The sequence below is a fragment of the Frondihabitans cladoniiphilus genome (genome assembly GCF_039544345.1).
In the GTDB taxonomy this organism is placed as follows: domain Bacteria; phylum Actinomycetota; class Actinomycetes; order Actinomycetales; family Microbacteriaceae; genus Frondihabitans; species Frondihabitans cladoniiphilus.
Map to the genome: position 1 here is coordinate 415,854 of NZ_BAABLM010000002.1, position 26,316 is coordinate 442,169.

23 protein-coding genes and 1 tRNA gene are annotated in these 26,316 nt (G+C 69.1%); 6 read left to right on the top strand and 18 right to left on the bottom strand.

Annotated elements, in window-relative coordinates; all coding sequences use genetic code 11:
* Nucleotides 1–166: 166 nt before the first annotated feature.
* The 8 genes from ABEA39_RS06965 to ABEA39_RS07000 all read right to left on the bottom strand — a co-directional run bounded on the left by ABEA39_RS06965 (nucleotide 167) and on the right by ABEA39_RS07000 (nucleotide 8,819).
* Complete coding sequence (locus ABEA39_RS06965; protein ID WP_345374737.1) at nucleotides 167–1,693, bottom strand: NAD(P)/FAD-dependent oxidoreductase; 1,527 nt, start codon at nucleotides 1,691–1,693, stop codon at nucleotides 167–169.
* A gap of 40 nt (nucleotides 1,694–1,733) precedes the next feature.
* Complete coding sequence (locus tag ABEA39_RS06970; RefSeq protein ID WP_345374769.1) at nucleotides 1,734–2,996, bottom strand: S8 family peptidase; 1,263 nt, start codon at nucleotides 2,994–2,996, stop codon at nucleotides 1,734–1,736.
* Between the two features lie 2 nt (nucleotides 2,997–2,998).
* Complete coding sequence (locus ABEA39_RS06975; protein WP_345374771.1) at nucleotides 2,999–3,544, bottom strand: DUF501 domain-containing protein; 546 nt, start codon at nucleotides 3,542–3,544, stop codon at nucleotides 2,999–3,001.
* A gap of 76 nt (nucleotides 3,545–3,620) precedes the next feature.
* Nucleotides 3,621–4,148, bottom strand: a complete 528-nt coding sequence (locus ABEA39_RS06980; protein WP_345374773.1) for a septum formation initiator family protein — start codon at nucleotides 4,146–4,148, stop codon at nucleotides 3,621–3,623.
* 98 nt (nucleotides 4,149–4,246) lie between these two features.
* Nucleotides 4,247–5,527: a phosphopyruvate hydratase gene (gene eno, locus ABEA39_RS06985; RefSeq protein WP_345374775.1), complete on the bottom strand. Its 1,281-nt coding sequence runs from the start codon at nucleotides 5,525–5,527 to the stop codon at nucleotides 4,247–4,249.
* A gap of 88 nt (nucleotides 5,528–5,615) precedes the next feature.
* Nucleotides 5,616–6,860, bottom strand: coding sequence for a histidine--tRNA ligase (gene hisS, locus ABEA39_RS06990; RefSeq protein WP_345374777.1), 1,245 nt, complete (start codon nucleotides 6,858–6,860; stop codon nucleotides 5,616–5,618).
* Nucleotides 6,861–7,194: 334 nt separating this feature from the next.
* A complete protein-coding gene (locus ABEA39_RS06995) occupies nucleotides 7,195–7,791 on the bottom strand; it encodes a TetR/AcrR family transcriptional regulator (protein WP_345374779.1) in 597 nt (198 codons plus the stop codon).
* 266 nt (nucleotides 7,792–8,057) lie between these two features.
* Nucleotides 8,058–8,819 carry a MazG nucleotide pyrophosphohydrolase domain-containing protein gene (locus ABEA39_RS07000; RefSeq protein WP_345374780.1) on the bottom strand — a complete coding sequence of 254 codons (762 nt, stop codon included), beginning with the start codon at nucleotides 8,817–8,819 and terminating at the stop codon, nucleotides 8,058–8,060.
* A gap of 83 nt (nucleotides 8,820–8,902) precedes the next feature.
* Between ABEA39_RS07000 and nhaA the strand changes: the two genes are divergently transcribed.
* Nucleotides 8,903–10,138: a Na+/H+ antiporter NhaA gene (gene nhaA, locus ABEA39_RS07005; protein WP_345374781.1), complete on the top strand. Its 1,236-nt coding sequence runs from the start codon at nucleotides 8,903–8,905 to the stop codon at nucleotides 10,136–10,138.
* A 412-nt stretch (nucleotides 10,139–10,550) separates the two neighbouring features.
* Here the strand turns inward: nhaA and mfd are convergent, their stop codons facing one another.
* From mfd to ABEA39_RS07025, 4 genes are all read right to left on the bottom strand, one after another.
* A complete protein-coding gene (mfd, locus tag ABEA39_RS07010; protein WP_345374783.1) occupies nucleotides 10,551–14,201 on the bottom strand; it encodes a transcription-repair coupling factor in 3,651 nt (1,216 codons plus the stop codon).
* A 72-nt stretch (nucleotides 14,202–14,273) separates the two neighbouring features.
* Nucleotides 14,274–14,858: an aminoacyl-tRNA hydrolase gene (gene pth / locus ABEA39_RS07015; protein ID WP_345375309.1), complete on the bottom strand. Its 585-nt coding sequence runs from the start codon at nucleotides 14,856–14,858 to the stop codon at nucleotides 14,274–14,276.
* Between the two features lie 39 nt (nucleotides 14,859–14,897).
* The gene (locus tag ABEA39_RS07020) at nucleotides 14,898–15,491 is read right to left on the bottom strand and encodes a 50S ribosomal protein L25/general stress protein Ctc (RefSeq protein ID WP_345374785.1); all 594 of its coding nucleotides are present in this window, start codon (nucleotides 15,489–15,491) and stop codon (nucleotides 14,898–14,900) included.
* 242 nt (nucleotides 15,492–15,733) lie between these two features.
* Nucleotides 15,734–16,309, bottom strand: a complete 576-nt coding sequence (locus ABEA39_RS07025; RefSeq protein ID WP_345374787.1) for a gluconokinase — start codon at nucleotides 16,307–16,309, stop codon at nucleotides 15,734–15,736.
* A 139-nt stretch (nucleotides 16,310–16,448) separates the two neighbouring features.
* Here ABEA39_RS07025 and gndA point away from each other — a divergent pair, with 139 nt between their 5' ends.
* Entirely contained in the window at nucleotides 16,449–17,912 is a 1,464-nt protein-coding gene (gndA, locus tag ABEA39_RS07030) for an NADP-dependent phosphogluconate dehydrogenase (protein ID WP_345374789.1), read from the top strand.
* Nucleotides 17,913–18,017: 105 nt separating this feature from the next.
* Here the strand turns inward: gndA and ABEA39_RS07035 are convergent, their stop codons facing one another.
* Both ABEA39_RS07035 and glmU read right to left on the bottom strand, forming a co-directional pair.
* A complete protein-coding gene (locus ABEA39_RS07035) occupies nucleotides 18,018–18,995 on the bottom strand; it encodes a ribose-phosphate diphosphokinase (protein WP_345374791.1) in 978 nt (325 codons plus the stop codon).
* A gap of 54 nt (nucleotides 18,996–19,049) precedes the next feature.
* Nucleotides 19,050–20,525, bottom strand: coding sequence for a bifunctional UDP-N-acetylglucosamine diphosphorylase/glucosamine-1-phosphate N-acetyltransferase GlmU (gene glmU, locus ABEA39_RS07040; protein WP_345374794.1), 1,476 nt, complete (start codon nucleotides 20,523–20,525; stop codon nucleotides 19,050–19,052).
* Nucleotides 20,526–20,709: 184 nt separating this feature from the next.
* On the opposite strand from glmU, the gene ABEA39_RS07045 reads away from it, so the two are divergent.
* Nucleotides 20,710–21,393 (top strand): enoyl-CoA hydratase/isomerase family protein, encoded by a 684-nt coding sequence (locus tag ABEA39_RS07045; protein WP_345374796.1) that lies wholly within the window; start codon nucleotides 20,710–20,712, stop codon nucleotides 21,391–21,393.
* 15 nt (nucleotides 21,394–21,408) lie between these two features.
* Here ABEA39_RS07045 and ABEA39_RS07050 read toward each other — a convergent pair whose 3' ends face one another.
* Complete coding sequence (locus ABEA39_RS07050) at nucleotides 21,409–21,894, bottom strand: glutathione peroxidase (RefSeq protein WP_345374799.1); 486 nt, start codon at nucleotides 21,892–21,894, stop codon at nucleotides 21,409–21,411.
* A 119-nt stretch (nucleotides 21,895–22,013) separates the two neighbouring features.
* Between ABEA39_RS07050 and ABEA39_RS07055 the strand changes: the two genes are divergently transcribed.
* The gene (locus ABEA39_RS07055; protein WP_345374803.1) at nucleotides 22,014–22,244 is read left to right on the top strand and encodes a hypothetical protein; all 231 of its coding nucleotides are present in this window, start codon (nucleotides 22,014–22,016) and stop codon (nucleotides 22,242–22,244) included.
* On the opposite strand, the gene ABEA39_RS07060 is transcribed toward ABEA39_RS07055, so the two are convergent.
* Nucleotides 22,216–22,446 carry a hypothetical protein gene (locus ABEA39_RS07060; protein WP_345374806.1) on the bottom strand — a complete coding sequence of 77 codons (231 nt, stop codon included), beginning with the start codon at nucleotides 22,444–22,446 and terminating at the stop codon, nucleotides 22,216–22,218. The genes ABEA39_RS07055 and ABEA39_RS07060 overlap by 29 nt on opposite strands.
* Nucleotides 22,447–22,767: 321 nt before the next feature.
* Between ABEA39_RS07060 and ABEA39_RS07065 the strand changes: the two genes are divergently transcribed.
* The gene (locus ABEA39_RS07065) at nucleotides 22,768–23,700 is read left to right on the top strand and encodes a zinc-binding dehydrogenase (RefSeq protein ID WP_345374808.1); all 933 of its coding nucleotides are present in this window, start codon (nucleotides 22,768–22,770) and stop codon (nucleotides 23,698–23,700) included.
* Nucleotides 23,701–23,727: 27 nt separating this feature from the next.
* On the opposite strand, the gene ABEA39_RS07070 is transcribed toward ABEA39_RS07065, so the two are convergent.
* A tRNA-Gln gene (locus tag ABEA39_RS07070) sits at nucleotides 23,728–23,799 on the bottom strand.
* Between the two features lie 90 nt (nucleotides 23,800–23,889).
* Here ABEA39_RS07070 and ABEA39_RS07075 point away from each other — a divergent pair.
* Nucleotides 23,890–24,390, top strand: coding sequence for a MarR family winged helix-turn-helix transcriptional regulator (locus tag ABEA39_RS07075; RefSeq protein WP_345374811.1), 501 nt, complete (start codon nucleotides 23,890–23,892; stop codon nucleotides 24,388–24,390).
* A 36-nt stretch (nucleotides 24,391–24,426) separates the two neighbouring features.
* Here the strand turns inward: ABEA39_RS07075 and ABEA39_RS07080 are convergent, their stop codons facing one another.
* Nucleotides 24,427–26,244 (bottom strand): ABC-F family ATP-binding cassette domain-containing protein, encoded by a 1,818-nt coding sequence (locus ABEA39_RS07080; RefSeq protein ID WP_345374813.1) that lies wholly within the window; start codon nucleotides 26,242–26,244, stop codon nucleotides 24,427–24,429.
* Nucleotides 26,245–26,316: the final 72 nt, after the last annotated feature.

The following is a 26,316-nucleotide window of genomic DNA, read 5'->3' on the forward strand; positions in this document are numbered from 1 at the left end:
CGGCACCTCAGGCCGGCAACTCAGGGTGGATGGCGCGCTCGACCTCGCCAGAGCCTCGGGCGCGCCGTTCGTCCTGAGCTGCCAGCGCTCGCGCCCCGACGCACGAACGCCCCGACGCACGAACGCCCCGCGCCGACCGAAGTCGGAGCGGGGCGTTCACAGGAGACTACTCGCCGACGGGAGCGGCCTTCTTGGCCGGAGCCTTCTTGGCGGGAGCCTTCGTCGTGGCGGCCTTGGTCTCGGCGGCGGACGCCGGAGCAGCCGCCTTCTCGCCGTCGGCCGGGTTCGCGTACGCCGGGCCGGGCTCGCCGGCGGGGGCACCGATCTCGGGAGCCGGAGCGGCCGGAGCCTCGACGGGTGCAGCCGGAGCGGCGGGCTTCGGACGCGAGGCGAACTCCTCGAACGCGGCGCGCGGGCGCGTCACGTTGTCGAGCGAGGCGATGTCGCGGCCGAGGAAGAAGTTGTTCGCCCACCCGCTGATGACGCGGATCTTGCGCTCGTACGAGGGCATGGCCATGCCGTGGTAGCCGCGGTGCGCGGCCCAGGCCGGGAAGCCCTTGAGGGCGAACTTGCCGCTCTGGAAGACGCCGATGCCGAGACCGAGGCCCGCGACGGCGCCCAGGTTGTCGTGACGGTAGTCCTTCGTGTTCTCGCCGCGGAGGACCGCGGTGATGTTCTTCGCGAGCTGCTTGCCCATGCGCACGGCGTGCTGCGCGTTCGGCACGCAGAAGCCGCCGACGCCGGCGCCTGTGAGGTCGGGCGTGGCCGCGACGTCGCCGCAGGCCCAGGCGTCGGGGACGACGGTGCCGTCTTCGTTGATGACGCGGAGGTCGGGCTGCACGGTGATGCGACCGCGCTGCTCGAGAGGGAAGTCGGTGTTCCGCACAACCGGGTTGGCCATGACGCCCGCGGTCCAGATGATGAGGTCGGATTCGAACGACTCGCCGGTCGAGAGCTCGACCTTGCCGCCGACGGCCGACTGGAGCTGCGTGTCGAGGTGCACGATCGCCTGGCGCTCGGCGAGGTTCTTGAGCACCCACTTGCTGGTCTCGAGCGTGACCTCGGGCATGATGCGCCCCATGGCCTCGACGAGGTGGAAGTGCGTGTCGTCGATGGTGAGGTTGGGGTAGTTCTTGAGGAGGTCGGTCGCGAAGCTGCGCAGCTCGGCGAAGATCTCGATGCCGGCGAAGCCACCGCCGACGACGACCGTCGTCAGCAGGCGGTCGCGCTCGGGGCCGGCCGGGAGGTTGGCGGCCTTCTGGAAGTTGGTGAGGACCTTGTCGCGGATGGCCTCGGCCTCTTCGATCGTCTTGAGGCCGATGGCTTCGTCGGCGACACCGGGGATCGGGAAGGTGCGCGACACGGCACCGGCGGTCACGACGATCTGGTCGTACTCCATCGTCCACTCGTCACCGATCTCGGGGGTGATGGTGGCGGTCTTCGACGCGTGGTCGATCTTCGTGACCTTGGCGGTGACGACGTTCGTCTTGGTCAGGTGGCGACGCAGCGACACCACGGCGTGGCGGGGCTCGATCGAACCGGCGGCGACCTCGGGGAGGAAGGGCTGGTAGGTCATGTACGGCAGCGGGTCGACGACGGTGACGTCGGCCTCGCCCTTGTGCAGCCACTTCTCGAGCTTCCAGGCGGTGTAGAAACCGGCGTAGCCGCCGCCGACGATCAGGATTTTGGGCACGAGAAATGGTCTCCTAGGTATGAATCGGTCAGCGAACAGGCTAGCGCCTTCTGCGCAGCCTGCTGAAGTGCCGTACGGCCCCGATGACGACGGCGAGGAATGCGATCCCGAAGACAGCGTAAACCGCGACGGGCACGACCGTGGAGCGCACCCGGGCCGCTGTCAGGGGCTGCCCAGCATCCACGGCCCTATTGGCGACACCTGTCGTCGGCAGAGCCGTCACCGGGGCGACGGGATCGGGGGATGCGGTGGGTTGCGCCGTCGCCGCGGCTCGCCGATGCAGGCGCACCCAGTCGGCCAGGCTCCCGAGCGGATTCGTCGAGACGGAGGGCACGTCGGCGGTCACCGCCGCAGCTGCGTCGACGAGCCCGTGCCCGTAGATCGGGCCGGGTGTGGGGCTGCCCTTGGGGACGGCCGTCGTGAGGATCCGGTTGATCACGTCGTCGGCCGAGATACCCGGATGGGCGGCGAACACGAGAGCGGCCACCCCCGCCACGATCGGCGTCGCACCGCTCGTCCCCTGCCAGAGCAGGTACTGCCCGCCGGGAGCCGCCCCCACGAGGTCTTCGCTCGGCGCCGAGACCCCGATGGTGATGCCCTGACTGGAAGCGTCGTAGCTGGCCGAGCCCGTCTTGTCGACTCCGGCGACGGCGAGAACCCCGGGCATCGTGGCCGGCGCTCCCACTTCGTCGGTGCCGCTCCCCCGGTTGCCGGCCGCCGCCACGACGACGACGCCGTGGTCCATCGCGTACTGGAACGCGGTGTCCCAGCTGACCGGCCAGTCGAGCGTGTTCCGGGTGAGCGACATGTTGATGACCTTGGCGCCGTGGTCCACCGCCCAGACGACGGCTTCGGCGATCTGGCCGTCGGCGTCGGTGGCGTTCTGGCCGAAGCCGACCGAGATCGAGAGGAGGTTCGCGCGGGGAGCGACGCCGATGACCCCGCCGTCGGCGGAGGTGCCGCGGCCGGCCAGCATCGAGCCGACGAGCGTGCCGTGCGACGAATCCGTGCCGACAGGGGTCTGCCCGTTCGACGAGCCCTGCCCCGAGAAGTCGGTGCCGCCGACGACGGCGCCCTGCAACTCGGGCACGTCGCCGTCCACTCCCGTGTCGATGACGGCCACCGTGACCCCCTGGCCCTCGGTGGTGTTCCAGGCCTGTTGGATGCCGTAGTCGGAGAGCCAGTACTCGCGGCTGCGGATCGAGTCCGCGGAGGCGCTCGAGGCGGGCACGAGTACCACCGACGCGGCGAACACGAGGGCCGTCGCGACCCCGAAGGCCCAGAGCGCTCGGAGTCGGGGCATCGTCAGGCCGGGGCCTGCCCGTCGAGGGGCGCCGTGTCGGCCAGGTAGTCGGGGCAGGTGCAGACGTCGGGGCTCCAGGTCGCCCGCGCCAGGGCGAGGTCGCCGAACGGGTTGACCCCGGGCCCGGCGGCGAGGGCGTGACCGGCGAGGGCATGCAGGCACTTGATGCGCTCGGGCATACCGCCGGCCGTGACGTGGGCGATCTCGTCGACGTGCTCGATGCTCTCGCGGTCGGCCAGGTAGGCCTCGTGCGCCGCCTGGTACTGCTCGCGCAGCTCGGGAGAGGTGGAGAGCAGCTCGGTGTACTCGGCCATCACGCCGGTGGCCTCGAGGGTCGAGATGGCGGCCGTCGCGCCCGGGTGGCAGAGGTAGTAGAGCGTCGGGAACGGGGTGCCGTCGCCCAGACGCGGCTTGGTGGAGACCACGGTCGGATTGCCGCAGACGCACCGAGCGGCGATGCCGATCACGTCGCGCGCGGGGCGCCCGAGCTGCTTGGTGACGATCAGCACGTCGTGCTCGGAGACGGGGGCGAAGGGCGGCGTGGTCATGGGAGTTCCACGATACCGGGCCCGGGCATCCCCCTCTCGCGCTCTCGGGGAACGGACGAGTCGAGCGCGACCCGGGCTACTTCGTCTTGATGCTCGGCGCGACGAGTTTCGCGGCCGGCTGGTCGGTCAGGCCCGCGTCGAGGACCGACGAGAGCAGCCCGCCCACCCAGTCGACGTTCGGGTTCTGGATGTCCTTCGTGATCGCCGCACCGCTCGGCGTGGAGGTCGAAGTGCCGCTCGACGTCGCCTTCGTCGGGTTCATGACCAGGTAGCTGTACTCGCCGGGGTAGACGTAGAGCAGACGGTCGCGGGCCTGAGCCTCGACGTAGGCCGGGTCGTTCCAGCGCGCCACGTCGGACTTGAGCGAGTCGACGTCGGCCTTCTGGTCGTCGACGGCCCGCTGGAGCGACGCGATCTGCTGCTGCTGCTGGATCAGCGTCTTGAGGCTGGGGGCGAGCACCACCACGAACAGCACGATGATCACGAGCATCAGCAGGCTGAAGCCCGAGAACCGCATGCCGCGCAGCCAGCCGCCGGCCGCGGTCTCCATCGCCGGAAGGCTGACGGGCACGCGGCGATTCTTGGGGGCGGAGTCGCGAGGCATGCTTCGACCCTAAGCGAGAAACGGGGGATGCACGGGACCGACAAGCGGCACGTGCATCCCCTGGTCAGGCCTTCGTCGGGCCTTCGGGAACCGAGCTCCTAGCCCTTGAAGCGCGGGAAGGCCGAGCGGCCGGCGTAGACCGCGGCGTCGCCGAGCTCTTCTTCGATGCGGAGGAGCTGGTTGTACTTCGCGACGCGCTCGGAGCGGGCCGGGGCACCGGTCTTGATCTGGCCGGAGTCGGTGGCGACGGCCAGGTCGGAGATCGTGGTGTCTTCGGTCTCGCCGGAGCGGTGCGACAGGACGGCCTTGTAGCCGGAGCGCTGAGCCAGCGCGACGGCGTCGAGGGTCTCGGTCAGGGTGCCGATCTGGTTGACCTTGACGAGCAGCGCGTTGGCGGCGCCGGCGTCGATGCCGCGGGCGAGGCGGGTCGGGTTCGTGACGAACAGGTCGTCGCCGACGATCTGGGTCTTGGAGCCGATCAGCGAGGTGAGGTGCGCCCAGCCCTCCCAGTCGTCTTCGTCGAGCGGGTCTTCGATCGTGACGAGCGGGTACGAGGCGACGAGCTCTTCGTAGTAGGCCGACATGTCTTCGGCGGACTTGGCAGCGCCCTCGAAGGTGTACGAGCCGTTCTTGAAGAACTCGCTCGAGGCGACGTCGAGGCCGAGCGCGATGTCTTTGCCCGGGGTGAAGCCGGCCTTGGTGATGGCGCCGACGAGCAGGTCGAGAGCGGCGCGGTTGCTCGAGAGGTTCGGCGCGAAGCCGCCCTCGTCGCCGAGGCCGGTGGACAGGCCCTGCTGGTTGAGCTCGCTCTTGAGGGCGTGGTAGGTCTCGGTGCCCCAGCGCAGGGCCTCGGAGAACGTGGACGCGCCGATCGGCAGGATCATGAACTCCTGGATGTCGACGTTGCTGTCGGCGTGCGAACCGCCGTTGATGACGTTCATCATCGGCACGGGCAGCGTGTGCGCGTTCGGGCCGCCGACGTAGCGGAACAGCGGGAGGTCGGCCGAGTCGGCCGCGGCGCGAGCGACGGCGAGCGAGACGCCGAGGATGGCGTTGGCGCCGAGACGCTTCTTGTTCTCGGTGCCGTCGAGGTCGATCATGGCCTTGTCGATGACGCGCTGGTCGGTAGCGTCGAGGCCCTCGATCGCCGGGCCGATCTCATCGATGACGGCGTCGACGGCCTTGAGCACGCCCTTGCCCTGGTAGCGGGACTTGTCGCCGTCGCGGAGCTCGTAGGCCTCGAAGGCGCCGGTGGAGGCGCCGGAGGGGACGGCCGCTCGGGCGACCACGCCGTCGTCGAGCAGGACTTCGACCTCGATCGTCGGGTTGCCCCGCGAGTCGAGGATTTCGCGGGCGCCTACGGCGTCGATTGCTGCCACGGAGGACTCCTTCAGATTGTGGTGTTCGGGCTCTCAAAGCCCTCGTCGATCCTAGTCGCCGAGGGCAAACGGGAGGGGTGGGAGGGCGTCAGCCCAGGTCTCGGATCTCGAGGTCGGCCAGGGGGACGGTCGCGTCGCGGACCACGGTGAACGACGAGAATCCGGCCTCGGTCAGACCGTTGAGCTGGTTCGTCAGGTTCTTCGCCTTCTTGTCGATCCGGACCCGGGAGTGGCCTGCCGCCACGAGCTCGGCCTGGAGCCGCACGAGCGCGGCCGGCTCGACGCCCTTCTCGAACAGGACCACGAGACCGCCGTCGCTCGAGTGCCCGGGCACCTCGACGAGGTCGACGAGACGCTCGAAGCCGAGCGAGAAACCAGCCGCGGGCACGTCGGCGCCGAGGAAGCGCCCGATCATGCCGTCGTATCGACCGCCACCGCCGAGGGAGTAGCCGAAGTCGGGGTGAGCGACCTCGAAGATCGTGCCGGTGTAGTAGCCCATGCCGCGGACGAGGGTCGGGTCGAACTCGAGCTTCGCGTCGGGCAGCGCGGCCCGCAGGGCCTCCAAGTCGTGGAACGCCTCTCCGTCGAGCCAGTCGGGCGCCGTCGCGCCCGTCTCCCACGTCGCCTCGGCCAGTTGCCCGAGCTGCTCGGCGAGCCCCGACGTCGGCACCCCGAGCTCGGCGAGCTCGGCGACGACGCCGTCGACTCCGATCTTGTCGAGTTTGTCGATCGTGACGAGTGCCTGGTCGAACCGGTCGATCGGCACCTTCCAGTGCGAGAGCAGGGCGAGGAGGATGCGGCGGTCGTTGATGCGGATCGTCGTGCCGACGAGACCCAGCCGGGTGAGCACCGCCGAAGTCGCGGAGAGCAGCTCGATCTCCGCCAGCGCCCCCGGCTCGCCGATGATGTCGATGTCGCACTGCACGAACTGGCGGTAGCGGCCCTTCTGCGGACGCTCAGCCCGCCAGACCGGAGCGATCTGGATCGCGCGGAACACCGTCGGCAACTCGGCCCGGTGCGTGGCGTAGAAGCGCGCGAGTGGGACGGTGAGGTCGAACCGCAGCCCCAGATCGGCGAGGTCGAGCGGCGACTCGGCGGCCTTGAGGTCGTCCGGGCCGAGCGCCCGCTTCATGACGGCGAAGGCGAGCTTCTCGTTGTCGCCCCCCAGCCCAGCGTGCAGACGCGAACTGTCTTCGACCACGGGGGTCTCGATCTCGTCGAATCCGAACGACCGGTAGGTGGAGCGGATGACGTCGAGGACGACGTCGCGCTTCCGCTTCTCGGAGGGCAGGAAGTCGCGCATGCCACGGGGAGGGTTGACGGGAGAGGCCATGCGGTCAGTCTTCCAGATCCAGGACACCCGCCCGCCCGTCGGGACTTGCGCGTATCTGACATTTCAAGTACTCTTGTGGGACAGGCGGGCGCGAATCGGGTTGCGCGCCTTGCCCCGTCGGGCCGACCGTCCCTTCCCTGCGGCGACGGTCGGGCCCGACCAGCGGTGCCCTGCGCGAGAGCGCGGGGCACCGCTTTCTTGCGTGCCCGCGGGGCAGCGCGTCTGCGTGCCGGAGGATTCATCCGCGTTTCCGGCGACTCATCCGCAGACCGGGCACACTCTGCGTGCCGGGCACACGAAAGCGCCGGCGCTGTTGCGCCGGCGCCGTGCACGATCAGGCGGCTACGACCGCCATCGTCGAGACCCGCTCGGTGAAAGTCGCGGACTGGAGGGCGAACGCTCGAGCGACACGCTCCGTGTCGCCGGTGGCGAGGGCGTCGTACTGCAGCCCGTAGACCGCGTCCGCGAAGAGGGTGGCCTCGAGGTTCGCGCGATCGGGATCGAGCCCCTGCGCCAGCGCCCATGCCACGGTGACCCGACGCCAGCGCGTGACGGCCGATCGAGCGATGCCCGTCGCATCCCCGTCCACCATCTCGAGCATCGCCGCCTCGAACTCGAGACGCTGGAGCTGACGGTTGTGGTCGCTCGAGACCTCGGCCCAGGCGGACTCCAGGAACTGCTGCCACTCGTCGGCGTCGAGCCCAGTGGGATCGAGGGCCAGGACCTGATCCTGACGAGCGACGACGGCCCGCACGATCTCTTGAACGAGCTGGGCTCGGTTGCCGAAGTGATACACGAAGACGTACGTGCTCACCCCGAGCGCTTCGGCCAGGGTCCGGAAGGACACGGTGGCGAGGGTTCGACCGGTGAGGTGGTCGAGGATCTGCCCGAGCAGTTCGGGCTTCCTTGTGGGATCTGGTTTTCGGGGCATGGATGTTGCTCCTTCACGTGCTCTCGTCGGACCGGGCCGCCCTACGCAGCCCCCACGAGCAAAGAAGACAATAACAGACGCTAGTCATCCGAAATCGACAGCGCGGGGGCGGCAGCACCGGTCATCGCCCACCGATATGCGAGCGACTGTTGACTAGAATATCACTGACTCATATACTTGAGACGTCCGGTCATGCCGGGCCGGGCGGGTTGATCCCCCGCTCGCGGCGGGTCCTCGCTATTCGGGTTGCGAGGCGCCCGCCTTTCTCATTTCTGCTCGTGCTGCGGCGTTCCCGTTTCGCGGGCTGCCGTCTCCGTTTCGCGGGCTGCCGTCTCCGTTTCGCGCGCTGCCGTCTCCGTTTCGCGCGCTGCCGTCTCCGCTTCGCGCAGGGCGGCTTCGCGGGCGCGCACGGCTCCGCGCAAAGCGCGCTCGGCGTCCCAGCCACGGGTGCCCGCCCGATCGACTTCGGCCAGCAGAGCGAGACCCCACTCCGCTTCCGTGGTGGCTTCGTCGAGGGCCGGGGGCGTGCATCCCCCGCTCTGCTCTTCGGGCTTCGCCGACACGCGGCGGCTCTCGATCTTCTGCGCCCGCGCCAACGCCGGCAGCCCCAGCGGCACGCCGTCGAAGGCGCTCTTCCGGGAGGCCTTCTCGCGCGCCTTCGCCTCCGACCAGAGCCGCACGATGTCGTCGACGCCGTCCGCGTGGTCGGAGCCGAACACGTGGGGGTGACGGCGGCGGGTCTTGTCGTCGGCGTCGGCGATCACCTGGTCGAGGCCGAAACCCTCGCCGGACCTCTCGGCGATCGCGGCGTGCAGCACCACCTGGTAGAGGACGTCGCCGAGCTCCTCTCGGAGATCGACTGCGGTGCCGTCCTCGATCGCCTCGACCAGTTCGAAGGTCTCCTCGACGAGGTAGGTGACCAGGGTCTCGTGGGTCTGGGATCGGTTCCACTCGCAGCCGGGGGGATCCAGCAGCTCGTCGACGGTGGAGCGCAGCCTGTCGAGGGGATCGCCCTGGTTCGTCGTCACCCGCCCACGATAGGCTGGTCGATGGTGAGTCGGGAAGCCTGGTCGACGCTCGTTCCTCGACCCCTTCGACCGAATGGCCTGCCATGACCTCGTCTCCCCCGTCTTTCCCTCCCTCGTCTTCCGCCTCCGCCGCGTCGTCGGGGCACCGGGCCTCGATCTTCCGGTCCGAACGCGCCGCGGCCGCCCTGCTCCTCGTTGCGGCGATCCTCGGTCTGGTGCTGGCCAACACCGGCATCGGCCCCGCCCTCCTCGATTTGAAGGCGACCCATCTGCCGATCCCGGGCATCGGGCTCGACCTGTCGATCGGCCACTGGGTCTCCGACGGGCTGCTGGCCCTCTTCTTCTTCGTCGTCGCCGTCGATCTCAAACACGAACTGGTGCGGGGCGAACTCGACTCGGTCAAGAAGGCGCTCGTGCCCGGAATCGCCGCCGTCGGCGGAGTGGCCGTGCCCGCGCTCGTCTACCTGCTGCTCACCGCGGGCAGCCCCTACGGCCGCGGCTGGCCGATTCCGACCGCCACCGACATCGCCTTCGCCCTCGGCGTGCTGGCCGTCTTCGGCACGGGGCTGCCGGGGCGGATCCGCGTGTTCCTCCTGGCGCTCGCCGTGCTCGACGACCTCATCGCGATCCTCATCATCGCCGTGTTCTTCACGCACGGCAGCAACCTCCTCTTCCTGGGGCTCGGAGTGGTGTCGGTCGCGGTCACGTTCGGCGTCGGGCGGCTCCTCGGGCGTCCCGGGTCCTCCCTGAGGCGTGGGATGCTCGTGCTCCTCGTCGTCCTCCTGGCCGTCGTCACCTGGTACCTCGTCTACCGCTCCGGTGTGCACGCGACCATCGCCGCCGTCGCGGTGGGTCTCGTGCTGCCCCTGTCGCCCGCCCGCAAGGCCGTGCACGCCCTCGAGCCGTTCGTGAACGGGATCGTGCTACCGCTGTTCGCCTTCGCAGCCGCCGCAGTCGTGCTCCCGAGCGTCGGGCTCGGGCAGCTCAGCCCGGTCTTCTGGGCGCTGGTCGTCGCGCTGCCGGTGGGCAAGCTGCTCGGCATCACGATCGCGGGGGGTGTCGCGTCGCGGGTGTTCCGCGACCCCGACCCCGCTCGCCGGTCGCAGGTGCTGTCGTTCGGAGAGCTGATCACCGTGGCGATGCTCGGAGGCATCGGTTTCACCGTGTCGCTGCTGATGAACGAGCTCGCCTTCGCCTCGGCGCACGAGATCGTCGACGAGGGCACATTGGCCGTGCTGCTGGGCTCCGGGGTGTCGCTGGTCGTCGCCGCGGTGCTGGTGACGGTGTTGCGGCGGCGGTCCCGGGTCGGGGGCAGGTAGCTCGGCGGCGCGTCGTCCCCGCGCCGTTCGTCGACTCCAGAACACGCCGCTCATGTTCGTCTCGGGGCGCTTGTTCGGGAGTCGGGCGGCAGGATCCTCGCGGCGACTCCAGAACATGCGGCCCCCGCTGAAAGCGAGCGGCGTGTTCTGGAGTCCACCGCCACTCGGGCGCGAGCGTTGGCCGTCCCGGACCGACCCGCACCCTCGGCGACGGTGGCGACCCCGCAGGACGAGGGGTCGCGACGGGATCGCAGGGTGCGGGTCCGCGCGAGGAGGGTGCGCCTCCGCGCGAGCAGGGTGCGGCCCCGCGCGAGGCAGGTGCGGGTCCGCGAGGGCAGGGTGCGCCTTCGCGCGAGCAGGGTGCGGGTCCGCGACACGAGGGTGCGAGGGGATCCCCCGATCAGCGTGCGACTCAGCCCGCAGCGGCGCTCGACCCCTCGGATGCCTGCGGCGCCTCGGCCCCGTACACCGTGGTGAGCAGCTGCTCGACCCAGGTGATGAGGTCGGCGTCGGGCAGGGGCTCGCCGTTCTTGCGCGGCATCGGCACCGTGACCGACTTGGTCGCTGCGAAGTACCGGGCGCCGGGGAACAGCCGCGCCAAGCGCATTTGCACGCTGTCGGCGAGCTCCTGAGCTGCGACGCGGAGGTTCGTGCCCATCGCCACGACCTCGCTGAGGCCGGTCTTCTGAGCCATGCGCCGAAGACGCGAGACCTCGATCAGGGCGAGCACCTGCGCCGGCGGCTCGCCGTAGCGGTCGGTCAATTCTTCGAGCACCTGGGTGATCTGCTCGGGCGTCGAGGTGGGCGACGATGCGGTCGACAGCTTCTGGTACGCCTCGAGGCGGAGGCGCTCGCTCTCGACGTACTCCTCGGGGATGTGCGCGTCGACGGGCAGCTCGAGCCGGAGCTCGGTCTGCCCCTCGGCCACGTCGCCGCGGAAGGTGTTGACGGCCTCGCCGATCATGCGCAGGTAGAGGTCGAAGCCGACGCCGGCGATGTGCCCGGACTGCTCGCCGCCCAGCAGGTTGCCTGCCCCGCGGATCTCGAGGTCTTTCAGGGCCACCTGCATGCCCGCGCCGAGCTCGTTGTTCGCCGCGATGGTCTCGAGGCGGTCTTGCGCCGTTTCGGAGAGGGGCTTGTCGGCGTCGTAGAGGAAGTAGGCGTAGCCGCGCTCGCGCCCACGGCCGACGCGACCGCGGAGCTGATGCAACTGCGAGAGGCCGTATTTGTCGGCCCGGTCGATGATGAGGGTGTTCGCGTTGGCGATGTCGAGGCCGGTCTCGATGATGGTCGTGGAGACGAGAACGTCGAACTTGCGTTCCCAGAAATCGACCATCACCTGCTCGAGGGCCGACTCGGGCATCTGGCCGTGCGCGACCGCGATCCGGGCCTCGGGCACCAGTTCGGCCAACTGCGCGGCGATGCGGTTGATGCTCGAGACGCGGTTGTGCACGAAGAAGATCTGCCCCTCGCGGAGGAGTTCGCGTCGGATCGCCGCGGCCACCTGACGGTCGCTGTTCGGCCCGACGAACGTGAGGATCGGGTGCCGGTCTTCGGGCGGGGTCGCCAGGGTGGACATCTCGCGGATGCCCGTCACGGCCATCTCGAGCGTGCGCGGGATGGGCGTGGCGCTCATCGCGAGGATGTCGACGTTGGTCTTGAGCTTCTTGAGCTGGTCTTTGTGCTCGACGCCGAAGCGCTGCTCTTCGTCGATGATGACCAGACCGAGGTCTTTGAAGGCGAGGCCCTCGGTGAGGATGCGGTGGGTGCCGATGACGATGTCGACCGTGCCGTCGCCGATGCCCTTGATCGTCTCCTTCGACTCCTTCGCCGTCTGGAAGCGGCTCAGGGCTCGGAGGTGGACGGGGAACCCGGCGAAGCGCTCGGCGAACGTCTCCATGTGCTGCTTGACCAGCAGGGTGGTCGGGACGAGCATCGCGACCTGCTTGCCGTCTTGGACCGCTTTGAACGCGGCGCGGATCGCGACCTCGGTCTTGCCGTAGCCGACGTCGCCCGAGATCAGGCGGTCCATCGGGATCGGCCGCTCCATGTCGGCCTTGATCTCGTCGATGGTCGTCAGCTGGTCGGGGGTCTCGGCGAAGGGGAAGGCCTCTTCGAGCTCGCGCTGCCAGGGGGTGTCGGGGCCGAAGGCGTGACCGCGGGAGGCCATGCGCGCACTGTAGAGCTTGACCAGCTCGACGGCGATGTCTCGGACCGCCTTGCGGGCCTTGCCCTTGGCGGCCGACCAGTCGCTCCCACCCATCTTGCTGAGTTTCGGCGCCTCGCCGCCGACGTAGCGGCTGAGCAGGTCGAGCTGGTCGGTGGGCACGTAGAGGCGGTCGCCGGCCTGACCGCGTTTGGACGGGGCGTACTCGAGCACGAGGTACTCGCGACTGTGCTTGACCGCGTTGCGACCGCCGCTCGACACCTCGCGGCTCGTCAGCTCGAGGAACTTGCCGATGCCGTGGGTCTGGTGCACGACGATGTCGCCCGCCTTGAGCTGCAGCGGGTCGACCACGTTCTTGCGCCGGGAGGCGAGCTTCTTGACCTGACGGTTCTCGTAGCCGGCCGAGCGACCGTAGAAGTCGCTCTCGCCGAGGACGGCGATCTTGGCGTCGGGGATCTCGAAGCCGGCCTCGACCCCGCCGGCGACGAGGAACACCACTCCGGGCTCGAGCTCGTCGGGGAGCTCGTCGACGAGCCGGGCCGCGATCTCGCGCTCGGCGAGGACGTCGCGGGCACGCTCGACGAGACCGGCACCCCGGGCCGTGACCACCACGCTCCAGCCGTCACCGACGAGCTGCGCGACGTGGTCGAGCGCACCCTCGGCGTTGCCGGAGAAGCTGGGCACCGTCTCGGCCTCGAGGCGCACGTACTCGCCGGCGGCCTCGACCTTCGCGGCGTCGCTCAGGGAGGCCTCTTCGCCAGGCAGCAGCATGCCCGAGTCGAAGCCGCTCATCGACCACCAGGTGCGGTCGCCCGCGGAGAGGCGGAGATCGCCCAGCGTGAGGAAGTCGCCGGAGTCGAGGTCGATCGGGGCCTCGGCACCGGCCGTCGCGGCGCTCCACGCGGCGGAGAGGAACTCGCGGTTGGTGTCGGCGAGGCTCTTGGCCCGGGACACCACGCGCTCGGGTGAGAGGACGGCGATCGCGCTGTCTGCCGGCAGGTAGTGCGAGAGCGGGACGAGGCGGTGCACGAGGGCGGGCGCGAGGGACTCCATGCCCTCTACGGGGATGCCCTGGCCCAGCTTCTCGAGCATCTGCGAGAGGCTCGGGAACTCGTGCTGCATCTCGCGAGCGCGCTGCCGCACGGGCTCGGTCAGGAGCATCTCGCGGCTCGGCGGCAGCTCGACCGACTCGACCTCGGTCTCGAGGCTGCGCTGGTCGGCAACGGAGAACAGACGGATCACGTCGACCTCGTCGCCGAAGAAGTCGACGCGCACCGGGTGCTCGGAGGTCGGCGGGAAGACGTCGAGGATGCCGCCGCGCACAGCGAACTCGCCGCGGCGCGTGACCATGTCGACGCGGGCGTACGCGAGATCGACGAGCTGCGTGGCGATCGCCGCGAGGTCGTACCCGCGGACCCCCTTGGTGAGCACGACGGGATCGATGTCGGCCAGGTTGTCGGAGATCGGCTGCAGGGCGGCCCGTACTCCGGCCACGAGCACGATCGACGGCGTCGAGGCGGGGTTCTCACGGGCCTCGGTCGACCAGGCGGCGAGACGACGGAGAGCGTGGATGCGCTTGCCGACCGTCTCGGCGCTGGGGCTCAGGCGCTCGTGCGGCAGGGTCTCCCATGCCGGGAACTCGAGCACCTCGGCCGCGGGGAGGTAGCTCGCCAACGACCCGCGGACGGCCTCGGACTCGCGCCCCGTGGCCGTGATGACCAACAGAGCCTGTGGCGCCCCGTCGGCCTCGGCCGAACGCTTCTCGAGGAGCCCTGCGAGCAGGGGGATGCGCAGCCCGTCGACCAGGGAGAAATCACTGGATCTCGTGGCCTGCGCCAGGGCAGCGTCGAACGTGGTGGCGCGCGAAAGCGCGGGAATCAAGCCCTGGAGGATCACTCGCCCCAGTTTACGCGGCACCTCCGACATCGCGGCGGGTGTTCGCGCCCGGCCGACGCAGTCGCTCCGACCTCAGTCGGCGGTGTGGAACTTGAGCTGCGCGGCGGTCAGGCCGTCGGCCGCGATCATCTCGACGGCGTCGGCTGCTTCGTCGAGGAGGTTCGGCAGCGTCTTCCGCTCGGTCGAGGTGAAGTCGTGAAGCACGAAGTCGGCCGCGGGCTGACGGCCGGGCGGGCGGCCGATGCCGACGCGCACCCGCGTGAAGTCGTTCGACCCGCAGGCGGCGATGATGTCGCGCAGACCGTTGTGGCCGCCGTGCCCGCCGCCCTGCTTGATCTTGAGGGTGTCGAACGGGATGTCTAGCTCGTCGTGCACGACGACGAGGCGCGAGACGTCGAGGTCGTAGTACCGCAGCAGTGCTGCGACGGGCGGACCCGACACGTTCATGAACGTCGTCGGCTTGGCCAGCACGAAGCGCGGGCCGCCGGGAAAGCTCCGCCCCTCCGCGACGATCGCCTGCGTCTTGTGGGTCTTGAAACCCGACTGCAGTCGATCGGCGAGGAGGGACAGGACCATCTGCCCCACGTTGTGACGGGTCGAGGCGTAGTCGGGCCCGGGGTTGCCGAGCCCGACCACGAGCCACTGATTGTCGTCCAGGGCTTCTCTCCTCGTACCGGTGTCGCTGTGCGCCGGAGCTTACTCGGCGGCCGGGGTCTCGGCGGCCTCGGTGGGCTCGGCCTCGACCTCGCCACGGGGGAGGCTGATGTTGACGACCAGGATCTCCGGGTCGGTGATGAGGACGGCGCCCTCGGGGAGCTTGACGTCGGAGGCGCTGAGCTGCGCGCCCTCTTCGAGGCCCTCGATCGAGACGACGACGTTCTGGGGGATGTCGGTGGCGAGCACCTCGAGGAGGAGGGTGCTGGTCTCGAGCACGTGGATGGTGCCGGGGTAGGACTCGCCCTCGATGTGGACGGGGACCTCGACCTCGACGCGCTCACCGGCACGGACGACGATGAGGTCGATGTGCTCGATGATCTGACGCACCGGGTCGCGCTGGATGTCCTTGACCAGGGCGAGGGCCTGGGTGCCCTCGATGTCGAGCTCGAGGATCGAGTTGGCGCGACGGACGATCAGCATCGTCTCGTGGCCGGGAAGGGTGACGTGGACCGGGTCGGTGCCGTGACCGTAGAGGACGGCGGGGATCTTGTCGACGGCGCGGATCTTGCGAGCCGCTCCCTTGCCGAAGCTGGTACGACGCTCGACCGAGAGCTTGTTCGTTTCGGTGGCCATGATTTCTCCAATTCGTGGGCGCCGTGCCGGGGCACTGCGCCGCGATGCTCGTGCGAGGGCCGATCGGCCTCTCGTCTTGGTTCAACTCGAACGCTGGTTCTGTACGAACGCATGTCAGCGTGAGGAAAGACTCGAGCACCACGCTCACTGCCTGCCCACCGCGTCGATCACGGATGCCTGGTGGTCGTCGGCCTGACGGCCTTCGACCACGTGCATCCCTCGCCGAAGTTCAGTGGGAGAGTCTACAGGCGGCGGAGGATCTCGTCGACCACGTCGTCGGGATCGCCTGCGACGTCGACGGGGAAGCCCCGTTCGTCGTCGCGAAGCGGCTCGAGCACGTCGAACTGCGACTGCATCAGAGCAGGTGGCATGAAGTGGTTCTTGCGATCGTGCTGCCGCTGGGTGATGAGCTCGCGGACCCCGGTCAACTGGACGAACACGAGATCGGGGTCGCCGATGCGCAGGGCGTCGCGGTAGCTGTGTTTGAGCGCCGAGCAGGCGGCGACCATGCCGACCTCGGAGTCACGCAGGAACTCGGCGACCAGTTCGAGCCACGGCTTGCGGTCGAGGTCGTCGAGCGGCTCGCCCGCCGCCATCTTCTCCTTGTTGGCCTGCGGGTGCAGGTCGTCGGAGTCGAGGAACGGCACGCCGGCCCTCTCGGCCAGAAGCTGCCCGATCGTCGACTTGCCGGAGCCGGACACGCCCATCACGACGACTTTCGGGAATTTCGTCGGCGCGGCGCCCGCTTCGCCCGACTCGGCGCGGTGGGCATCGGGAGCGGGCGGGGGCCCGCCGAGGGGGGACGGCTGGGAGGTCATCCCGCCACCCTAACGAGACGGGGGATGCGCGGTCCTCCCTCTCCACAGGGTGACCTCTCGTCCACAACTGAGCGACAACCCTGTAACACGACACCTCATGTCACTACATTGAACGAAACCCCGTACGTAAGGAGGCACCGTGGCCGAACACGGAACGAACACCGGCAAGGCGAACATCGGCGTCGTCGGGCTGGCAGTCATGGGATCGAACCTCGCCCGCAACCTCGCCTCGCGCGAGGGCAACACCGTCGCCGTCTACAACCGCTCCCCCGAGCGCACCGACGTGCTGCTCGACGAGCACGGCGATGTCGGCTTCATCGCCTCGAAGACGATCGAGGAGTTCGCGGATTCGCTGTCGAAGCCGCGCACCGCGATCATCATGGTGCAGGCAGGCAAGGGCACCGACGCCGTCATCAGCCAGCTCGCCGACCTGTTCGAGGAGGGCGACATCATCGTCGACGGCGGCAACGCCAACTTCCAGGACACCATCCGCCGCGAGAAAGAGCTGAAGGAGAAGAAGCTCAACTTCGTCGGCACCGGCATCTCCGGCGGCGAGGAGGGCGCTTTGAAGGGTCCGTCGATCATGCCTGGCGGATCCGACGAGGCCTGGAAGACGCTCGGCCCGATCCTCAAGTCGATCGCAGCCGTCGCCGAGGGCGAGCCCTGCGTGACCCACATCGGTCACGACGGCGCCGGCCACTTCGTGAAGATGATCCACAACGGCATCGAATACGCTGACATGCAGCTCATCGCCGAGTCGTACGACCTGCTGCGTCACATCGGCGGGCACGACCCCGAGGCCATCGCCGAGGTCTTCGGTGAATGGAACAAGGGCGAGCTCGAGTCGTACCTGATCGAGATCACCGCCGAGGTGCTCAAGCAGAAAGACGCCAAGACCGGCAAGCCGCTGGTCGACATCATCGTCGACGAGGCGGGGTCGAAGGGCACCGGCGTCTGGACCGTGCAGAACTCCGTCGGCCTCGGCGTTCCCGTCGGCGGCATCGCCGAAGCCGTCTTCGCCCGCGCCGTCTCGTCGAAGCCCGATCAGCGCGCAGCGGTCCGCAAGACGCTGAAGAACCGCCCCACCGTGCAGGAGAAGGGCGACAACTTCGAAGACGACGTGCAGAAGGCGCTCTATGCGTCGAAGATCGTCGCCTACGCGCAGGGCTTCGACGCCATCATCGCCGGCGCGAAAGAGTACGACTGGGACATCGACAAGGGTGCCGTGGCGAAGATCTGGCGCGGTGGCTGCATCATCCGTGCGCAGTTCCTGAACCGCATCGTCGACGCCTACGAGAACGACTCGACCATCGCCACCCTGCTGGAGGACGAGTACTTCGCCAAGGCCATCGCCGACGGAGAGGACGCCTGGCGTCGCATCGTCGCCAAGGCCGCTCTGTCGGGCATCCCCGTCCCCGGGTTCTCGTCCGCCCTGGCGTACTACGACAGCCTCGCCGCCGAGCGCCTGCCCGCCAGCCTCATCCAGGGCCAGCGCGACTTCTTCGGCGCGCACACCTACAAGCGGATCGACAGCGACAAGGTGTTCCACACCCTCTGGAGCGACGACCGCTCCGAGATCGAGACGGAGCCCTCGACCCACTGAGTCCGACCTGAATGCGTGAACGCCCCTTCCGTTGGGAAGGGGCGTTCGTGCGTCGGGGCGAGCTACGCTGCGCCGTCGGCAGTGCCCGCCGGTTCGACGACTCCGCTACGCTGCGCCGTCGAACATACTCGTGACGGAGCCGTTGTCGAAGACCTCGTGGATCGCGCGGGCGATCAGCGGGGCGATCGGCAGCACGGTGAGCGTCGGGAACTTCTGGTGCTCGGTCAGCGGCAGCGTGTCGGTCACGACGACCGAGTCGATGAACTCGTTGTGCAGGATCTCGGGCGCCGGGTCGGAGAAGACCGCGTGGGTCGCCGCGACGACGACGCCGATGGCACCCGCGTTCTTGAGGGCCTCGGCGGCCTTCGCGATGGTGCGACCCGTGTCGATCAGGTCGTCGACGAGGAGGCAGACGCGCCCGCGGACCTCGCCCACGATCTCGTGCACCGAGACCTCGTTCATGATCTTCGGGTCGCGGCGCTTGTGGATGATGGCCAGGGGGGCACCGAGGCGCTCGCTCCAGATGTCGGCGACCTTGACCCGGCCCATGTCGGGCGAGACCACCGTCAGCGTCTTCGGGTCGAGCTTCTCTTGGAAGTGCTTGAGCAGCACAGGCATCGCGAACAGGTGGTCGACGGGACCGTCGAAGAACCCCTGGATCTGCGGCGCGTGGAGGTCGACGCTCATGATGCGGTGCGCACCGGCCGCCTTGAACAGGTCGGCGACGAGACGGGCCGAGATCGGCTCACGACCACGCCCCTTCTTGTCTTGCCGGGCGTAGGGGTAGTAGGGCGCGACGACGGTGATGCGTTTGGCGGAGGCGCGCTTGAGGGCGTCGACCATGATCAGCTGCTCCATGAGCCACTCGTTGATCGGTCGCGTGTGCGACTGGATCACGAACGCGTCGGAGCCACGCACGCTGTCGTCGTAGCGGGCGTAGATCTCGCTCGACGCGAAGGTGCGGGCGTCGGTGTGGGTCAGCTCGGTGCCCAGTTCGCGAGCGATCTCCTCGGCGAGGGCGGGATGCGCGCGCCCTGTGACCAGGACGAGTCGGTTTTCGCCGGTGATCTTGATTCCGGACACGTCACTCGCTCTCTGGTCGTGAGACCGCGGCCGGCCCGAGCGTTGTCGCCAGGGTCATTCGGCCGGTTCGTCGTTTGCGGACTTCTGGTCGTGCTCGGCTCCGTCGGCGGCGAGGGCTGCCGCTGCGGCGACCGCTCCAGCCGAGCCGGGACGCTTGGCCTCGACCCATCCGCTGATGGTGCGCTGAGGAGCGACGCTGAGGGCCAACGAACCCGGCGGCACGTCTTTGCGCACGACGGCTCCGGCACCCGACGCAGCTCCGTCACCAATCCTAACGGGAGCCACGTAGACGTTGTGCGACCCCATCCGAACGTGAGAGCCGATCACGGTCCGGTGCTTGTTCACCCCGTCGTAGTTGGCCGTGATGGTGCCGGCCCCGAGGTTGGACCCCTCGCCGATCTCCGTGTCGCCGATGTAGCTGAGGTGTGGGACCTTGCTGCCGGCGCCGATGGTCGCGTTCTTGGTCTCGACGAAACCGCCGATCTTGCCGTCGGCACCGAGAATCGTGCCGGGGCGCAGGTACGAGAAGGGTCCGACGGATGCTCGGGCCCCGATCACCGCGAGGGTCGCGTCGGTCCGCTTGACGGTCGCCCCCTCGCCCACCTCGGTGTCGACGAGCGTCGTGTCCGGCCCGACGATCGCTCCGGCTTCGATGACGGTGGCCCCCTTGAGCTGAGTGCCGGGGAGGATCTCGACGTCGGCGGCGAGGCTGACGTCGCGGTCGATCCACGTGGTCTGAGGGTCGAGGATGCTGACGCCCTCGAGCTGCCAGTGGCGGACGATCCGGTCGTTCAGCCGTCGAGCGGCCACGGCGAGCTGAGCGCGGTCGTTGATCCCCTCGACCCGCCAGGTCTCGTCCACGGGCTTCGCGGCGACGATGCCGCCGTTGAGGGTGAGCAGGCCGATGACGTCGGTCAGGTACTTCTCGTTCTGCGCGTTGGACGGCGTCACGAACGGCAGGTGCGTGCGGAGGGCGGCGACCGTGAAGACGTAGGTGCCCGAGTTGATCTCCGCGATGGCCCGCTCCTTCTCGGTGGCGTCCTTCTGCTCGACGATGCGATCGACCGAGTCGTCGGACCGGCGGACGATGCGACCGTAGCCGGTCGGGTTCTCGAGGAAGGCGCTCAGCAACGTGGCGTCCGCCGCCGCCTCGCGATGGCGGGCGAGGAGGTCGGTGAGGGTGGCGAGGTCGACGAACGGCACGTCGGCGCTCACGACGACGACGTCGCCGGCGAAGTCGGCCGGGAGGGCCTCGACGGCCTGCTCGACGGCACGCCCCGTGCCGGGGAGCTCGTCCTGGTCGACGAGGGTCGCGTGCGGGGCGACCTCCAGCACGCTGGCGGCGACGGTGTCGCGATCGTGCCGCACCACGACGACGAGGTGGGCCGGGTCGAGCGCCCGAGCGGACTCGAGCACGTGGTGGATGAGCGGGAGACCCGCCAACCGGTGGAGGACCTTGGGGGTCGAGCTGCGCATCCTCGTGCCCTGGCCTGCCGCCAGGACGATCACGGCTATCGGAGAGGTCGGCATCGTGGCTCCCGCCTGTCGAGGGTGTGCTCGCGGGGCCCGTGACGAACCGTCCGCCGGATCATCCTATGCGCGTGCGCCCGGCCGGTTCCGACGCCTGGTCGGGGCGGGTGCGCGAACTCCAGCGCGGCGCACAAGGCTTGCGTGGAATGATCGATTCGAACCTGGATACCGATGGAGGTCTTCGATGACGGTCACGCTCGAGCGAACGGATGCGGTGGCGTACGTCACCTGGGGCGACGACGAGAACCGGTTCACGGCCGACTGGCTCGACGAGGTCGATGCGGTTCTGGCGGACCTCGCCGCAGCTCCTCCCCGCGTCCTGGTGTCGCACGGCGTCGGCAAGTTCTTCTCGAACGGGCTCGTGGAGGCCGAGATCACGGCGGCACCGCGTCGCCGGGCCGAGTACCTGATCCGCATCCACCGTCTCCTCGCCACGGTGACGACACTCCCCTTTCCGACCGTCGCGGCGGTCAACGGGCATGCGTTCGGGGCGGGCGCGATGCTCGCGCTGGCCCACGACTTCCGGGTGATGAACGCGGAGCGGGGGTACTTCTGCTTCCCCGAGGTCGACATCGGGATCCCGTTCACCGACGGCATGTCGGCGCTCATCCAAGCGAAGCTGTCACCGATGGCGGCCCTCGAGGCGATGACCACCGGGCGGCGGTACGGCGGGCCGGCGGCCGTGGAGCGCGGCCTCGTCGATCGAGTGGCGGCGCCCGAAGCCGTCCTGGAGACGGCCGTGGAGTTCGCCGGTTCGCTCTCGACCAAGGACCCGTCGACACTCGCCGCCATCAAGGGGACGATGTTCGCCGGTCCGGTCGCGAGGCTGCTGGCCGACGAGCGCCCGGCATCCCCCGTCTCGCCGTGAGCCGGTTCGGGAGAGTTACGCGATGACCAGCGCGGACTCGATGGCCTCGACGATCTCGGGGGCGTCGGGCTCGGTCTTCGGGCGGAACCGGCGCACCGAGCCGTCGGGGGTCACCAGGAACTTCTCGAAGTTCCACGAGACACGGCCCGCCTTGCCCGCCTCGTCGGGCGTCTTCTTCAGCTCGGTGTAGAGGGGATGCTCGGACCGGCCGTTGACCTTGATCTTCTCCATCATCGGGAAGGTGACGCCCCAGGTCGCCGAGCAATACTCCTCGATCTTCTCGGACGTGCCGAGCTCTTGCAGGAACTGGTTGCTCGGGAAGCCGATGACCGTGAAGCCCCGCTCGCCGTAGGTCTTCTGGAGCGCCTCGAGCTTCTCGTACTGCGGCGCCAGACCGCAGCGCGAGGCCACGTTGACGACCAGCACCACCTTGTCCGAGAAGGCGCCGAACGTGGTCTCTTGGCCGCGGAGGGTGGTCAGGGCGATGTCGTCGAGGGTCATGATCGCCACTGTAGGACGGTGAAGCGTCACCGACTCGGGCTCACGGGAAAGTTGCAGGCACGCGGGCCCGCAGTGCGGCCCGCGCGCACGGCAGGGACGGTCTCGGTACCGTGGACTGCATGAGCGATCCCGACGACGACCTGTTCGAGTTTTTGGAGCGGTCGACCCCGAAGTCGTGGACCGTTCGCTACCGGACCCCGTTGAGCATCGCCTCGGCCGTGCTGGCGGTGGTCTTCGCGTCGAGCCTGTTCGCGGGCGTTCCGTTCTCACTGTACGTCGGAGCGGTCGGCCTCGGTGTCGTCGTGGTGTGGACCCTCGTGTTTAACTGGCTGTATCGGCGAGGGCATTAGGGCCGGACGCGAGCGTGCGGTCGACGATCACGTACGTGCCGGCGGCGTAGGCCTGCCGCGGAGACCCGAGAGCCAGTGCGGCGCTGATGCGGGCGCGGAGGCCGAGACGGGCCGTCGGGACGGCGCGGATGGAGGCCGTTCGTGATGCACCCGTTCGGATCGAACCGGTGCGCGGGAGGTGGATCGATGCGGTGTCGGACATTGTCGACTCCTTCGGATAAGCGGTGGGCCGCGCCTTCGAAGCCCTCTCTCTGTCTAAGTGCTCGACGAGCACTCACAGCAAGTCGGGGTTCCCACCCCGGCTGCCTCCATCATCCCACTGCGGCCTGGGGTGCGGATGAGGAACGAGCCGCGGGGGTCCGAATCTGATCCACAGCTGTCGTTTAAACCTCACCGACGCGAGTACCGTGAAGTCCGTCGGACTCGGCCGCGCGAGCGAGCGCCGCGGAGTCTCGAACCTCGTCAACCACCTGGACCCGTGCATCCCGCGGGCCCTCTTCGAATCGAACACGGAGCAGAACCAATGAAGGCCTGGCAGTTCACGAACACCCACTCGCCGCTGGCGAAAGTCGATCTTCCCAACCCGACCGCGGGCGCCGACCAGGTCGTCGTCCGAGTGAAGGCCGTCGGTCTCTGCCACTCCGACGTCGGGCTGTTCGAAGACGAGAAGTGGATGGCCATGATGGCTCTGCCCGTCGTTCCCGGCCACGAGATCGCCGGCGAGATCACCGCCCTCGGCGAAGGGGTGACCGACTACGCCGTCGGTGACCGCGTCGCCATCTGGTCGATGGGCGAGACCCACGGCTACACGCAGAACGGCGGCTTCGGCGAGTACCTCGTCGCACACACGAACACCCTGATCCCGGTGCCCGACAACGTGCCGTTCGAGATGGCCGTCTTCGCCGAGCCCGGCATGACGGCGCACTCCGCGGTGGTCTCCAGCGGACAGGTGAAGCCGGGTCAGAAGGTCGGGATCATCGGCTTCGGCGGACTCGGGCAGATCGGAGTCCGGGTCGCAGCCCTCAGCGGCGCGCACGTCTTCGTCGCCGAGATCAACGAGGCCGCCTGGGATCGCGCCCGCGAGGCCGGTGCCGAGAGGGTCGTCAAGGACATCGCCGAACTGGCCGACGAGCAGCTCGATCTCATCGTCGACTTCGCGGGCTTCGGCTCGACGACGGCCGGCGCCATCGCGGCGGTCGGCCAGGGCGGCCGTGTCGTACAGGTCGGCATGGGCCGCCTCGAGGCCACCCTCGACATGTACCCGCTGATCATGAAGGGCGTCAGCCTCATCGGCAACGTGGGAGGGCCCAAGGAGTCGATGGCCGCCATCATCCACTGGATGTCGACCGGCGACATCGTGCCGACGATCGATCGCACCGACTTCGAGCACATCCCCGAGGGCATCGAGCGCGTCAAGACCGGTGACGTGACCGGCCGTCTCGTCGCGGTGTACTGAGCCCGGGTTCTCGAACGGGGCACGCCGCTCCGCCTCCAGGATTCGAACCTAGACCTAACAGCTCCAAAGGCTGTCGTGCTGCCATTACACCAAGGCGGACCGCGCGAATCGCGCCGGACCAGTCTGCCAGATGACGGCGGGATGCTCGCTCCCGCCGCTGTCGCCGGCGACCATCGCCATAATGAACAGATGCCCCAGGACGCCGAGGACGAGGTCGACCGCATCGTCGACGCGTGGAACCGCGAGCGGCCGGACCTCGACTTCGCGCCGCTGCACGTGCTCTCCCGGGTCGGCCGGCTCTCCAAGCACCTCGACCGGGCGCGCCGGGCGGCGTTCACCGCGAGCGACCTCGAGTCGTGGGAGTTCGACGTGTTGAGCGCGCTGAGACGGGCGGGCGCGCCGTATCAGCTGAGCCCGAAGGCACTGCTGCAGCAGACGCTCGTCTCCAGCGGCACGATGACGAACCGGATCGATCGGCTGGTCGAGCGGGGGCTCGTCGAGCGCCGGACCGACCCGAGCGACGGGCGGGGCATCCTCGTCGTCATGACCTCGACGGGGCGCGATGCGGTGGATGCGGCGATCACGGGTCTGATCGCGGCCGAGTCCGACCTTCTCGGCGATCTGACCAGCGACGACCGCGAACGTCTGACCGGGTTGCTGCGGGCGTTGAGCCTCACGCTCGGCGACTGAGCGTCGCCCGAGCGGGAGGCCCGGGCATCCCCCGGCTCAGCCCTCGAGCTTCTCGCTGACCAGCAGCCACTCCGCCTCGAGCTTCTCGGTGCGCGCCTCGAGCTCGGCGACCTTCTTCTGGATCTCGCCGAGGCCGGTGTAGTCGCCCTGGTCGTGCGCGGCGAACTGGTCGAGCAGAGCGAGGCGCTCGGCGGCGCCCTTCTTGATGCGGCGGTCGAGCGAGGCCAGCTCTTTCTCGGCGTTGCGCTTCTCGGCGCCCGACAGCCCCGACTTCTTCGCGGCAGCGGCAACGGAAGCCGACGCCCCCTGGGTCGCGGTGGGCCGGTCGGTCGCCTCGCCGGCGCCCTCGACGGCCTCTTTGCGAATGGCGAGGTACTGGTCGACGCCGCCGGGCAGGTGTCGCATGACGCCGTCGAGCACGGCGTACTGGGTGTCGGTGACGCGCTCGAGCAGGTACCGGTCGTGGCTCACGACGAGGAGCGTGCCCGGCCAGGTGTCGAGGAGGTCTTCCATCGCCGCGAGCATGTCGGTGTCGAGGTCGTTGGTGGGCTCGTCGAGGATCAGGACGTTCGGCTCGTCGAGGAGGATGAGCAGCAACTGGAGGCGGCGTTTCTGGCCACCGGAGAGGTCTTTGACCGCGGTCTGCAGCTGGGGCGTGGTGAAGCCGAGGCGCTCGAGCAGCTGGCCCGGCGTCATCTCCTTGCCGCCGGAGACGTACGAGGTGCGGTACCGGCCGACGACGGTGTTGACGCGCTCGTCGGCGAACTCGGCGAGATCGGCGAGCTGCTGGTCGAGGATGGCGAACTTGACCGTCTTGCCGCGGGTGACGCGACCCTCGGTGGGCTCGACCTCGCCCGTGACGAGCTTGAGCAGAGTGGACTTGCCGGCGCCGTTGACGCCCAGGATGCCGGTGCGCTCGCCTGGGGCGATGCGCCACTCGATGTCGTGCAGGATGCGGCGATCGCCGTACGAGACGCCTGCCTCGATGACGTCGACGACCTGCTTGCCCAGGCGGCTGGTCGCCATCTGGCTGAGGGCGACCTTGTCGCGCACAGGCGGCTCGTCGGCGATGAGCGTCTCGGCGGCGTCGATGCGGAACTTCGGTTTGGCCGTTCGGGCCGGGGCGCCGCGGCGGAGCCAGGCGAGCTCCTTCTTCATGAGGTTCTGACGCTTGGCCTCGGTGACGCTGGCCGAACGGTCGCGCTCGACGCGCTGCAGCACGTACGCCGCGTACCCGCCCTCGAAGGGCTCGACGATGCCGTCGTGCACCTCCCAGGTGTCGGTGGAGACCTCGTCGAGGAACCACCGGTCGTGGGTCACGACGACGAGGGCACCCGAGTTGGGCGACCAGCGGCGCTTGAGGTGCTGGGCGAGCCACGCGACACCCTCGACGTCGAGGTGGTTGGTGGGCTCGTCTAGGAACAGGATGTCCCAGTCGCCGACGAGGAGTGCGGCCAGGGCCACGCGCCGACGCTGGCCACCGGAGAGGGCACCGATCGTGGACTCCCACGGGATGTCGGTGGCGAGGCCCGAGATGACGTCGCGGATGCGGGCGTCGCCGGCCCACTCGTGCTCCTCGCGGCCGCCGACGATGACGTCGCTGACGATGGCGTCGAGGGGCAGGATGTCGCGCTGGTCGAGCACGCCCATCGTCACGCCGCGGCGGGTCGTCACGCGGCCGGAGTCGGGTTCGAGCCGCCCGGAGAGGATCGACATGAGCGTCGACTTGCCGTCGCCGTTGCGCCCGACCACCCCGATGCGCGAGCCCTCGTCGATGCCGAGGGTCACGCCTTCGAAGATCACGCGGGTGGGGAATTCGAGATGGAGCGCTTCAGCGCCGAGAAGGTGGGCCACCCGTCAAGGGTAGGCGGTCGCGCTGATCGCGCCGACCGGCCGTCGTCGATCGCGCCCTGCCGCTCTCGCGAG